At 34.2% G+C, this 13,830-nt stretch carries 7 protein-coding genes; all 7 read right to left on the minus strand.

All coding sequences use genetic code 11. The features are described 5' to 3' along the window. Positions 1–339: 339 nt before the first annotated feature. Positions 340–2,307 (minus strand): putative porin, encoded by a 1,968-nt coding sequence (locus ACFO5O_RS08120; RefSeq protein WP_387962665.1) that lies wholly within the window; start codon positions 2,305–2,307, stop codon positions 340–342. 116 nt (positions 2,308–2,423) lie between these two features. Then, positions 2,424–3,272: a hypothetical protein gene (locus tag ACFO5O_RS08125; RefSeq protein WP_387962667.1), complete on the minus strand. Its 849-nt coding sequence runs from the start codon at positions 3,270–3,272 to the stop codon at positions 2,424–2,426. Positions 3,273–3,289: 17 nt separating this feature from the next. Further along, positions 3,290–4,222: a hypothetical protein gene (locus tag ACFO5O_RS08130; protein ID WP_387962669.1), complete on the minus strand. Its 933-nt coding sequence runs from the start codon at positions 4,220–4,222 to the stop codon at positions 3,290–3,292. Positions 4,223–4,240: 18 nt separating this feature from the next. Further along, on the minus strand, positions 4,241–5,836 hold the full coding sequence (locus ACFO5O_RS08135; RefSeq protein ID WP_387962671.1) for a SusD/RagB family nutrient-binding outer membrane lipoprotein: 1,596 nt from the start codon (positions 5,834–5,836) through the stop codon (positions 4,241–4,243). Positions 5,837–5,847: 11 nt separating this feature from the next. Continuing rightward, on the minus strand, positions 5,848–8,955 hold the full coding sequence (locus ACFO5O_RS08140; RefSeq protein WP_387962673.1) for a SusC/RagA family TonB-linked outer membrane protein: 3,108 nt from the start codon (positions 8,953–8,955) through the stop codon (positions 5,848–5,850). Between the two features lie 385 nt (positions 8,956–9,340). Further along, positions 9,341–10,726, minus strand: coding sequence for a RagB/SusD family nutrient uptake outer membrane protein (locus ACFO5O_RS08145; RefSeq protein WP_387962675.1), 1,386 nt, complete (start codon positions 10,724–10,726; stop codon positions 9,341–9,343). 3 nt (positions 10,727–10,729) lie between these two features. Then, positions 10,730–13,762 carry a SusC/RagA family TonB-linked outer membrane protein gene (locus ACFO5O_RS08150; protein ID WP_387962677.1) on the minus strand — a complete coding sequence of 1,011 codons (3,033 nt, stop codon included), beginning with the start codon at positions 13,760–13,762 and terminating at the stop codon, positions 10,730–10,732. Between the last annotated feature and the right edge of the window lie 68 nt (positions 13,763–13,830).

Consider the following 13,830-nt stretch of genomic DNA (forward strand, 5'->3'; position numbering starts at 1 on the left):
ACCCCTTAAGCGGGTGCAAATATAAAACCCTTTTTTTATTCCCACAATACTTTACCAATCTTTTTTGAAAAAGTTTTTTCAAACCTATTATAACAACCAATAAAATATCACAATGAACTTTTACCAATACAGCATCTAACCGTTTTAGCGGCTGCAAATATACAACCCTTTTTTTCTTCCAAACAAAACTTTTTACCCCTTTTTTTAAAGTATTTTTTTGGGTGTTGAAAGTGAGCGTATTAGTGATTGAACAATTGTTTGAGCTCACCTTATTTATAAGGTAGCGAGTTGTGAAAGCACGGTGTTTTGTTTTTAAAACAAAACAAATACCATAATATATTATAAGAAAAAATTCCAAACAATGCCAAACCTTACCACAAAATCTCGGTAAGGATAGTTTGGTGCTGAATAATAATTGTATCCTGTAAAGGATGAATTAAAGTGCTCGGCCTTTAAGTAGATACGTGTTTGCCTAATTTTTGCATTGATAAAAAAGTCTAGCCTAGGAAAGCCTCCTAATTTGGTCTGGTTTTGAACGTAAAATTCGGCCAGAAGAGGATCATAGGCATTCATATAATACTCTGTAAAGTAATTTAAGGTCACTCCTGTTTGCAGATACATTGCTTTTTTAAACAAATGATTAGAATAATAGAATGTGTTTCGGCTTATAATTTCGGGAACATTCAGTTGCTGATCGCCATTCAGCACATTTTGATACATAATTGTATTATCGAGAGCAAAGTGGCCAAACTTAATTTCCTTGCCAATTTTTAATCGCAAATAGTTTATGGTTGCATCACTTTGGACTGGTTTGACTCCGCTATTATTATCTTTTGTAAAAAATGTATAATTGCCCAAGGTTGTATAATCAACTTCAATATTTAATAGTTTTTGCGAATTGAACTTAAAACCTATTAATTGCATGGTTTGATTGTCAAACTTATTGGTATTATCCCAATTGTAATTTACATAGTCACTTTGGTATAATAAATAATTATAGTTAGGCAAGGAAGAATTGGAATTAATAAGTCCTTCAACATAAATATCATCATTAACTTTATAAGACGCTTGAGCTTTTAAAAAATTTCCTTTAAACTCATCTGAAAGATTTATTCCCAATTCTCCTTTGAGTTGAAATTCTCCAATTTGCTTTTTGTAGGAACCACCTACTCTAATAAAACTACTTTTTATTCGATTGGTAATTGTTTCATTATCCAGAACAACCAATTTATCATAACCATAATTAAAGTTGTGGTAATCTAAATTAAATTGAAGGCCACCTAGAATATCATTTTCATAATTTAAATACCCTCTTACTCTGAAATCTTCCAGTGTAACCTTATCGTTAACTGCTGTATTAAAGGTTTCTCCAAAATAACTAGTTGCTGCCGATGTTTGTTTAAACTGATAGAACTTGTCTTCAAAATTAATAGTGTTTCTTATTTTAAGTTTATTAGCACTTAAACTGTCGGTCTTTGATACTAATGCATAATGATGGTCTATGTAAAAACGTTTTCCTTTTAAAACACTTTCAGCATTTTCGAAATTGGGATCGAAAACAGATCGATCCAAAAAATCAGGATTACCTGATTCAAAATTTATTAAATCGCTATCTTTCAATCCACCATTTTCCTGATTCAATAAATCTTGAGAAACCATGTGCGCTCGCATATGATACCTATTATTTTTTGTTTTGTAATTTGTGGTAAATCTAAAATTACCTGTACTTGTTAAAATATGTTGATACTTACCAAGTGAACGCAAGCCTTTATAGGCAATTGAAAAGTTAAACTGTTTAGAGGTGTTTACGGTAAAAAAGGCGTCCAAAGCTTGGCCTTGTTCGAAGGCTGTTTTAAAAAACAACTCTGTTAATGGTGTAGGTACATAATAATAGTAGGTGTCTTCCAACTCCATATAATTAAAATGGCGTGCACGCGCTCCAAATAAAGGTTGTGTTTGGTCATTTTCAAAAGCAAAACTTAAGGTATTATAAGTTTGGCCAATATTTGAAAACTGAATGAGGTTAAAATTATCTTTTCGTAAATAATTGAATTTATACTCCTTTTTAATGGATAATGTAGTATCTAAAAAGGTAGTGTCATTTTTTATTGAAATGATTTTGTAATCTTGAATTTTGGCTTCTGTATTCTTTATTCCTCTACTTTCGGAATTGAATCTTGATTGCATTGTATCTTGAACCCTTCCATCTCTCAAAGGTTTTACGCGGTTGTCTAATGTAGGAGATTGCGCAAGTGCCCCAAGGCACAATCCTAGAACTAATAGAACACAAAAGATTTGTTTATTCATTTTACAAAAATAAAGGCAAAAGTAAAGATTTAAAAACGGTAAACAAAGCGGTTTATTTTATATACAAAAAGCCACCTTGTGAGGTGGCTTTTCTATAATTTTACTTTTAATGAATATTAAGGTAGCGATGTTGATATATACGCGTTACCATCTATTGTTGTTTTAGTTAATACTAAAATAGGTGACAAATAGGTTCTAGAAACTGGAGATTGAAAAACCCCTTCGTAGTAATCTACCGTGTCATCATTTCTTAAACAATGAATACTATAAGGAATATCGTCACCAGTGACGGACCAAAACCCTACCTCAACATAGTACACTCCGTCCGGGTGGCCATCATCTATAAAGTCTCCCTCCCATCTTGAACCTGTTTCAGAAGCTTCTATATAGGCTCCTGTAACAGAATTATACACATATAAATCTAAATCATTTTCTGCCGGATTAGCCCAATCTAAAGATAAAACCAAACTACGTGCAGATAAAATTCTCATCCAATTTGGATCTCTATCAATAAATCTCACCGAAATTCCTTCAGAAGATAAAGTATAAGGATCTTCAATTGCAGGTCCAGATTCTGGTTGAGTTAAAGCAACGCCTGTTAGCTGTACAGTAACAAAATCATTAATTCCAAAAAAAGAATTAGCAACAGTACCAGTTCCTGGCATTGTTATGGTGCCAGACCCAGACATTTGACCTGCTGGAACTGTCACAAATGATTTAGATTGTTTAAAATCGAAAGTAGTTGCTGTAACTTCAACTTTTGATTCAACATTAAAACTTTGGGGCAAAGAAAAGGTAAACCCAATTTTCAACCCAGGCGCAGCTACGGTTCTACTTAACTCTAACTGTCCAGTAAGGGCAGTCTTAATTTCATCATCAACATAGGCCCTTGAAAAGTCATCATCACCACAAGATAAAATAGTTAACAATGCCATTGAGCAAATAATATATTTAATTTTTTTCATGATATAACTATTTTAAATTAATTTTTTTGTGCAATGAAAACTCCTGGTCCAAAAGTGAATCCAGTTCCATCGGAACCAGCAAAACCTAAACCTGTATCAAAATTAAGGCTCAAGTATCCTATACATGATAACCCTAATGACACAGTTGCATTGGACCTAAACCAAGTTGGTGAATAGCCCGCACAACAAATTTCTTCGGTTAATACAGCATCTTGTCTTGGAAACGTGGCTATCCCTAATGCACTTACATTCACAGCAATATTAAAATTCCCTGCGGAATGTAATGGGTTCACCAAAATTATTTGATTAGCATTAGCACCAGCTATCACCTCAAATTGTGTGTCTGTAGTTGCATTAAAGCCATCATCCTCAATAATGGTATATGTACCTAACATATCTGCCTGTACAAATGGGCAAGATACAATAGTTCCAAAATTCATTGCATTTTTATAAGCAGGAGTAAATAATTGACCTTCAGTATTTCCAAGACCAACTGTTAATTGTGTTGAACTGAATGAGGGTCTCACACCATAAAACACAACACCATCATTTCTTGTTGCTTTTCCTATAAAATTAAATGAGTCTCCAAAACCTAGATTAGACACCGACACTCCAAGTGCATCTGCCATACTTTGGCTCGTAATATTCAAAACTGCGGGAAAACTAGTAATTATAATAAAGTCTTCTGCCTTATAAGTAGCTCCACTTATAGTTGCAGTCAGAGTTAAGGAGTATTCGCTAATATTTCCATTGGCATCATAAATCTCTTCTGAAATAGAAATGTTTTGCGCGTCTGGATAGGTAGCTGCTACCCCATTATTTGTGAATCTCACAAAAGCACCATTTTCAAGCTCATGATGAGCAGGATTATTGAAAGTACTTTGATCTGTACATGAATATTGGCTTAGCATTAGCACTACACCAAATATTGTATAAATTAATTTTTTCATATTCTTAATTTTTATTTTTTAGTCTATAAATCCAGCTGGATTAGTATCCCAGAATACCTGATCTGTTAACTTCTTTTGCTCCAATGCTGGGTTGTCATTAGAATTTAGTTCAGAACTTGGAATAAAATAACTTCTTGGAAAAGCTGTATTTGCAATTACAGACATTCCTAATGTAGGATATCCAGTTCTTCTGTAATTGTTATAAGCCTCAATACTATTACCCCACATAGCGATATAATACTCTCTAATGATGATTGCAAGTCGTTCTTGATCATCAGCGGCACCATCATATTCTGCTAGTACTTCATTTATATATGAGGTTACATCAGCATCTACCATTGCAACACCGCTAAAACTTTCTACTTTGTCAAATGAGTCTTGCATAGCATTCATAAGGTAGGTTCTGGAATTACCATTGGTTCCTAAACCAGCGGGTGCTGGCAACGCAGCTTCAGCTAACCAAAATTTAGTAAAGGAGGACAATACCATTGGATGGATGCCTGCTCCTCCCAAATTTGTAGATTCTGGAGTTCTTTTAAAACTATCATCATCATAGGCACCACCTGCCGGATAAATTCCGTACGTTGCTCTTAAGGAACCATCATTGGGGATACCTTCATCATCAGCATGGTCTCTACCCCAATAGCCATTACCTACATAACAGTATTGATAATTTGGATCTCCTGCACATGGTATCAAAGTCCCGGTAGGATCTTGATCAGTTTGTCTGTATATATAATATCTTAATCTTGGATCTGGATTAGACTTGCCATAAAGTAATGTATTCATAAAATCATTACTCATATATTGACCACCCGCACTTACTTGATAAGCTCCTACAAAATTTGGATGTCTTGTATCAGGGTTAGTAACGTTCGTTCCATATCTCGCTACAAAATCATCTGCAGATGTACTAATATAATTACCACTTGCTAAAATGGCGTTGATCTCACTAACGGCATTTGGATTAGTTACTAACTTGGTTTGAACATACATTTTGATTTTAAGTGTGTTCGCTAGCTTTATCCACTTACTCATATCGCCGTCATAAAATAAATCTTCTGGGGCTACAGAACCCGTTGCACTTAAATTAGCTACAGCATCTGTTAACTGATCATACATAGCATTGTATATGGATTGTCCACCATCTAAATTAGGTGCTGGAAAATCAGGGTTAACAGCTTCAGAATATACCGCTGTGCCTATATAATCTACCAAATTAATAAAGGCAAAAGCTTCAAGAACTTGCCCTATTCCAACATGATTTGGAAGGTTTCTAGCTTCAGAAAGATCTTCCAACAAATTAAGATTATTCGCAATAGAATAGGCACTTGACCAAGCACCATTCATTGTTCCTTGTCCTGAACTAGAAGCGTAGGTTCCAAACTGATGCACATGACGCATAGTTCTACTACTTATACTGCTTAAATTAAAATGTTGGCCAACAAAACTAAATTGTATCCCATTTAGCACATAATTTGGATCAGCAGAATCTAATGTTAACTCATTTGGATTGTCATTAATATCCAAATTTGTTGTTTCACAAGATATTACCATAAACAGCAAAGCAATTGCGGCTGTAAATCTTGAAGTGTTATATATATATTTTTTCATAGTAATTATAATTAAAACGTTAATTTAACCCCAAAAGAATACTGCGTATAAGATGGATCGTTTTGGAAATCCAGGCCTTTACCGTTACCTACTCCAGAACTTAGAACTTCTGGGTCTAATCTTAATCCTTCTGGAATGTTTGGAGTTTTATACCATAAGTTATTTCCCGACAAGGTAAATGTTATGTTTCCAAACGGTGTTCTCTCAAGGTCTTTTTTAGATAAGGAGTAGCTTAAGGATACATCTCTCAACCTTAAAATTGAAGCATCATATACTATATTCTCATCAACATCTTGTAGGTTTATGAAGTATAAATCGTTAGCTCCAATTTGAATATTATTCTGAATTCTATCTCCATTCCCATCTGAAAGTGGTTCACCAGTATTTGGGTCACCTAATACTCCGGGTATAATGTATGTTCCCTCTCTGTCTTGCGTATCAACTGTAACTCCTCGTCGTAATAAGTTAGACGCTGTTACAGAGTAAATATCTCCTCCATGGATATATTCCCACTGAATATTAAGGCTAAATCCTTTATATGAGAATGAATTAATATTTGTCCATCGCCAATCTTCATTCGGGTCACCGATAATCTTGTCTTCAAGTCCAACATCATCGCTAAATATAATTTTACCAGTACTTGGATTGATCAATAAATTACCTAGATCATCCTTTACTGCATAAGTCCCTCTAAATACACCATAAGGTTCACCCTCAATAGCATAGTTAATTCCACTTGCAATGTCAACTCTATCCACAGGTATTTCAACAACGGTTGTCTCATACATGGTAAATTGATTATTCATACTCCAGTTAAATCCTCCTTCAGTAGTACTTATAAAAGGATTTATCCCTAAACCAATTTCCAAACCTTCAGTATCTATACGCCCAGCATTAATAATCGTACTACTAAATCCTGTTGAATTAGCTAAACTAGAACTCAAAATTTGATCTTCAACTATTCTCTTGTACGCAGAAATATCAAAATCTAAGAAGTTATTCAATAAGCGGCCTTCAACACCAATTTCGTATTCTTTTAATAACTCAGGCTTAATATCTGGGTTAGGTAAAAAGGTACTTAAACTGTTTGTTGACACTAAATTACCTGTAAAAGGATTAATGTAGGCATTAGCACTAGCATTCAATATTGGTCGTGTTAAATAAGGGCTTGGGAAATTAGCTGATGTACCATAACTTCCTCTAACTTTTAGGTAATTATTATTTGCTCCTTTTAGCTCTTCAAACATACTTGTTGGAATTAAGGATAAAGACACACTAGGATAAAATAACGACTTATTTTCATCTTCTACCGTTGAGCCCCAATCGTTTCTACCACTTAAGGTTAAATACGCATAATTTTTAAATGCCATCTCTAATTGACCATAAACACCGATTGTGTTAATTTCCGCTCCTCCTTCAATTGGAGAATTAGCTCTAAAATTACTATGTCTTTTAAAATCAAATACTACTTGGTCAGTACTAAACATGCCTAAAAAATCAGTAACAACATTTTTAGCTTCACCACCAATGACTGCATTTAAGGAAATATCTTCGGTTAAATTATAATTACTTGCCGAAATAGAGAACCTGTGGTTTGTTACTCTTGTAGTTCTATCAAAAGTTTGTAAGAATCCTAGAATATTGTCGGCGCCACCTTTATTTTGATAATCATTATTTAAGGTACTTGAGTGATCCAAACTATATAAATAAGATGCCTTAATACGGTCACTAAAGTCGTAATCCAAGCCAGCTTTAATAAAGATTCTATCATTCGCTTCATTAAAAGCGGTGTACTTTTGCTGCCATTTTGGATTCGTTATTGTAGTTCTGTAATAAACGCTGGATCCATCATTTGGATCTTCAAACGGTAAATTATGGATATCTAAATTTCTTGGAATCCAAGTCAATAAGGTAAAGAAGTTTCTCGTTGGACGTTTAGTAAAGGTATTGTTGTACCTAACACTCGTGTTTAAACTGAACTTGTTTGATAATTTGGTTCTACCGCCAAAATCAAGGTTATATCGTCTAATTCCATTTTCAGGAATATAGCCTTGCTGATCTGTATGACCAAATGAAAAGCTTACACCAGAATCCTCGTCGAAGTTTTTAGACATTAAGACTGATGTTATTTGACCAATACCAGTATTAAAGAAATCTGCTACGTTATCTTTGATAGCTCTGTATTCAACAGTAGCCCCTTGAAACTGTGGAAATGATTCTGCATAAGCAGGAATATCTAAATGGTGAGGTACAATTTGACCATTAAATTTAGCACCCCAGTTTCCAAAGAATGTGGTATTGATAGCATTGTCAGCTCCTTGTCCATAAATATTTTGAAATTTAGGTAAGTTACTCACTTCCAAAAACGCAGTAGTCGAAGACACTTGTACTTCAAACTTTTTATCAACATTTGCTCCAGAACCCGTTTTGGTAGTGATAACAATTACACCGTTCCGCCCGTCTTGACCATAAAGTGTAGAAGCCGCCAGTCCTTTAAGAACACTGGCAGAAGCAATATTGTTTGGATCAAGGTCAAAAGATCTGTCTCCAGATATTGGAGCGCCATCAACAATATATAGTGGCTGGTTGTTTCCAGAAATAGAGTTTTTAGATCTAATAATTACACTTGTTGCAGTTCCTAAAAAACCACCACCAGTATTTACTTCAACACCGGCGATTTTACCTGTTAAGATTTTGGCAACGTCTGTTTCCGGTTTTCTTTCAATAGATTCAGACTTGATAGTGGTTACCGCATAACCAAGAGCTTTAGCCTCCCTTTTAATACCTTGAGCCGTGATGACAACTTCATCTAAAGCGGCAACATCTTCTTGCATAGCAACATTTATAGTATTACTGGCACCTACTATAACTTCGGTGGGTTTCATACTTAAAAATGAAAAAACAAGAGTTTCTCCAACACTAACATTAATGGAATATTTTCCATCAAAATCTGATTGAACTCCTCTTGAAGTCCCTTTAACTATTACATTTACACCTGGCAGTGGTAAACCATCTGAAACCGATGTAATTGTTCCTGTGATTGTTTTCTCTTGTGCAAAAGAAAATTGCATCACGAACGCCATAGAAAGCGTCATTAACCATGTTAATTTTAATTTCATAAAACAATTATTTGAGTTAGTCTAGGGCAAACATGCTAATTTTTAATCACAAAACCAAGCCATTTCGTTAATTAAATGTTAAATATTTGACAACTCTACAATTCATAAATTAACAATATTGTAATTTTTTTATCTAAAAATTCTATTCTCAAAACCTAGTCAATAGGCTTCTATTTAGTTGGTATTAAAGGCATAACACCCTCATTGAAAATTAATATTATTATATTTTTAAAGTTCAAGAATATTAAGGCAACAGTCAATATTTTAAAATGTTTAACAAAGCAGTTTATTTTCAACAAATCCAGTAAAGATTAAAAAATGCTATAAAAAAAAGCGCTGTATTAAACAGCGCTTTTGTATCAAATAAAGTTGACTAATTCAAAGTTTAGTACCCATCATTTTGAACCATATTTGAATTTGCATCGGTTTCTGCCTTTGGTATTGGGTAAGCAAACAAATTATTAGGATACGAAAGTGTTCTAATGACTTGTTGTATAGATCCCAAAACGTCAACAGATTGACCTGTTCTCATCATGTCGTCAAATCTAAATCCTTCAAACATAAGCTCTTTACGTCTTTCTGTCATAATGTTATCCTTTGTAACAGATGTATAAAGTGATGCTCCTCTATTAGAAGGAATTGAATTTAATTGTATTAAAGCTTCAGCACTTGCATTGTCTATTTCATACAAGGCTTCTGCGTAATTAAGTACTATTTCTTCAATTCTAATTAATGGTACATTATCAGCATTGTTAACAGTATCTGGATATTTTCCCATGTTTCTTAAACGGGTACCACCATCTTGATATCCTAAAATATCACGACGTACATCAGCACTTTCAAATAGATTGATTACAGAAGACTCTACTTCTACGTCACCATATCCAGCTGGGCTATCTCCAGGGAATCTATAGATATAAGCTAGACCCCCAATACCTGCATTGTCTGATGTTGTATATTGTAACTCAAAAATTGAATTTGCAGCCTCTTTTGAAGCCCAGTTAGAAACAAAACTACCTGCTGGAGCGATGGTGTATTTATTTGAATCAATAACCATCTTTGCAGCATCACGAGCTCTAGTCCAATCACCAAAATATATTGCTACTCTAGACTCTAAAGCTTTAGCTGCCATTTTTGAAATAAATATTTTACTATCATATGCCTCATCCATCATAGAGTAAGCTGTTTCTAAATCATTGTAGATAGCATTTTTCACCTCATCAATAGTCATTCTAGAAGGAAACAAATCATCTCCTTTAAAAGTAGTCACATATGGCACTCCCAGATTTCCACTTGGTGCATGTTGCTGTCCAAAACTTCTTAACAGGTCATAATGAGCTAAAGCTCTAATAGCTATGGCTTCTCCTTGAAGATGCTTGCCAAAATCCATGTCACCATCAAGAGTGTTTAAATCAGCGTTAATTACAATATTAGCATTAGCAATTACCGCATATGCATCATTCCATATATAACCAGTATTCTCATTATACTCATATTCTGCTTGAGTAGAATATCGTCCTGAGTTACCGTTAGAGAAACAATTGTCAGATCTCACTTCGTTGGTGATTATCATGGCCTGCCCATAATAACCTGAAGCTGTTAATTGACTGTGCATTCCTTTAACAATACTATAAAGGTTGCCCACATTGTTAATACTTGTTTCAACCGCTTTAGACTGCGCTAAAGTAGGTTCTAAATCTTCCGTTCCGCAGGAATTAAACATCAACGCGCTTAATCCTGCTATAAATGTATATTTAAATATTTTTTTCATAGCTTAAAAGTTTAATGTTAATCCAAGAGAGAACGATTTGATTGAAGGAGTTTCTAATCCTGTTTGACCTCCTAAGTCAACTTCTGGGTCGTAGGCCAAATTATCATCTTTAACCCATGTTAATAAATTATTTCCTCTTAAATAAATTTGCATGTTGCTAATCCCAACAGACTCAAATTTATTTTTAAAGTTATACCCTATAGTCATACTTCTCAATCTTAAGTAATCTCCATCGTATAAATATTTAGAGTGTCTTTGCCATGGCGTAAATGAACTAGTAAATTTACCGTGTCTTGCAATATCTCCAGGTTCTTGCCATCTATCTAAAAGTGAAGTTAAACCTTGGAATGCAAAAATTGGAAAACCATTAGTAGTGTTGGTATATCTATGCCATCCTTCATAAATTTTATGACCACCTGCGTAGTATGCATTAGCGTCTAAATAAAATCCTTTATAATCAAAATGCAAATTCATTCCAGCTGTAATAGTAGGTATTGCACTATCTCCTTGCCAAACTTGTTCGGCATCATTAAAATTGGTTGTAGTAGCTCCATCAACACCATTCACATAGTATTCTTCTAGTCCAGTTTGAGGATTTACTCCAGCCCAAGTTGGCATATACCATCCATTTACTGGGTGTCCTGATTCTATTCTAGTAATAGTTGTTGTAATTGTTCTTTCAACACCATTTGGATCTAAAGGTAATTTGGTCACTTCATTTTCAACAGTTCCGATATTTCCACCAAGGGTTAAGTTCATATCTTCTTTGCTGATCACATTGAAATTTAATTCAACTTCAAATCCTTTATTAGTTAATGCTCCAATATTTTGAACCTGTGAAGAGAATCCTGTTGTTTGTGATAATGGTACATTCAATAAAAGATCTGTAGATTCTCTGTTGTAATAATTGAAAGTACCATTTACAACACCGTTAAATAACCCAAAATCAACACCTAGATCTAAAGTACTTGATTTTTCCCAAGATAAATCTTTATTTCCAAAAGTATTCACCACTTGAGCGCCTTCACTATTGTAATCTACACCAAAACTAAATAAGGATTGGTATTGATTTGTTCCAATATTGGCATTACCTGTTGTACCATAGGATGCTCTTAATTTTAAATTGTTCAACCAATCTACTGATGACATGAAATCTTCTTTATGTAAGTTCCATGCTCCACCAACTGACCAAAAACTACCCCATCTTTGTTCAGGGCTAAATCTTGAGTTTCCTTCATATCTGTAGTTTAAATCTACTACATACTTTCCTTGGAAGCCACTATAGTGGATAGCACCCAAATAAGCTCCTAAATAAGAATCATTAAAACTTGAGTTAATAGAAACTGGATTTCCTAATGAGTCTAAATAATAAAGACCGTCATCAGCAAAGTTTTCTCCATAAGCACCTAAGAAATAAATTCTATTAGATGCGTATTCTTGAAGTAAAGTCACATCAAATTCATGATCATCATTTAGAGCCAAATTATAATTCAATTGGTTCTGAAATGTATAAGTCACCGTATTTCTTGAATATTGGCTAGCATCACCACTAGTAGGAACACCATATCCATAATTCCTGTTAGAATAATTTCTAGTATTATACACTTGATAATCGATATTGAATCTTGAGCTAGCAGATAAGCCATGACCAATATCCCAAGATACTTGGTTATTCGATACAATTCTAGCTAAAGTATTATCATTGATGTTATATTTAGAAATATACAATGGATTTGGAAGTGATCCTCCAAACTCATTAATAGATCCATCATCATTATAAGGCTGACGAAGTGGTGATAAGAAAAATGGTGCTGTTCTAGCGCCTTCAAAATAAGCACTACGCTCTAAAAATGCGTCTTGGTATGTATAAGCTCCAGAATTGTTAGATGTAAATTTCAACTTATCAGTAAGATTTACCGAAAAATTTACGGCTCCATTGATTCGTTCAAATTCAGAACCAATAACTGTACCTTCTTGAGTCATATAACCTAATGAGGCAAAAAATGTATGGCTCTCATTTCCTCCAGAAGCAGACAGATTATATTTTTTAATTTCTGCGTCTTTATTTTTAATAACTTCTTTCCAATTTCCTTCTGGTCTCCCAGCTTCATCCCAGCTTCTAAATGGATTTCTCGCTAACAAATAAGCTTCAGCTTCAGCTTTGGTGCTAAAAAACCCATCATTAAAATACGCTTCAGAAGCTAACTCTAAACGATGAGCAGCTGTTAAAGGCTCTGGGCCATCTACAGCATCATTTTGAATACCATAAGATGAAGAAAAGTTAAATGTAGTTTTTCCTTGTTTTCCTTTTTTAGTAGTAATCAAAATTACACCATTCGATCCTCGCGCTCCATATTGCGCTGTAGCAGAAGCATCTTTTAGAACTGTGATTGTTTCAATGTTATTACTGTCAAAAGCAGCCAAATTTGAGAAAAATGACGTTGCTCCTGAACTAGAAACGTTCCCATTATTTACTGGTACACCATCAATAACAAAAAGCGGTTCATTCCCTGCGGTAATAGAGCTTATACCTCTAATTCTAATAGAAGATGTAGATCCAGGAGTACCAGAATTACCACTAATGGTCAAACCAGCAACTTTTCCTTGTAAAGCTTGATCCACTGTAGGTGTAATGATATCTGTTATCGCATCATTACTTAACTGTACTGTTGAACCTGTTACTTCTGATTTTCGGTAAGAAGCATAACCGGTTATTACCACTTCATCTAATGCTGTCATATCTTCCTGCATTACAACATTAATGGTATTACTTGCCCCTACTTGTGCTTCACTTGTTGTCAAGCCTAAAAATGAAAACACTAAAGTTTCACCTTGAGAAGCAACGATAGAAAATTTTCCATCAAAGTCTGTTTGAGCTCCTCTTGTTGTTCCTTTTACAATTACATTTACTCCTGGTAAGGGCATGCCGTCAGTAGCAGATGTAACTGTTCCTGTGACAGTTTTCTCTTGAGCAAAAGAAAATTGCATTACTAACGCCATAAATAGCGTTATTAATCTAGTTAATTTTAATTTCATAAAAACAATTATTTGAATTAGTCTAAAAGCAAACTTGCCAATTTTATACCTAAAAAACAAACCACTCA

It is taken from the genome of Geojedonia litorea (genome assembly GCF_042654525.1).
GTDB lineage: Bacteria > Bacteroidota > Bacteroidia > Flavobacteriales > Flavobacteriaceae > Geojedonia > Geojedonia litorea.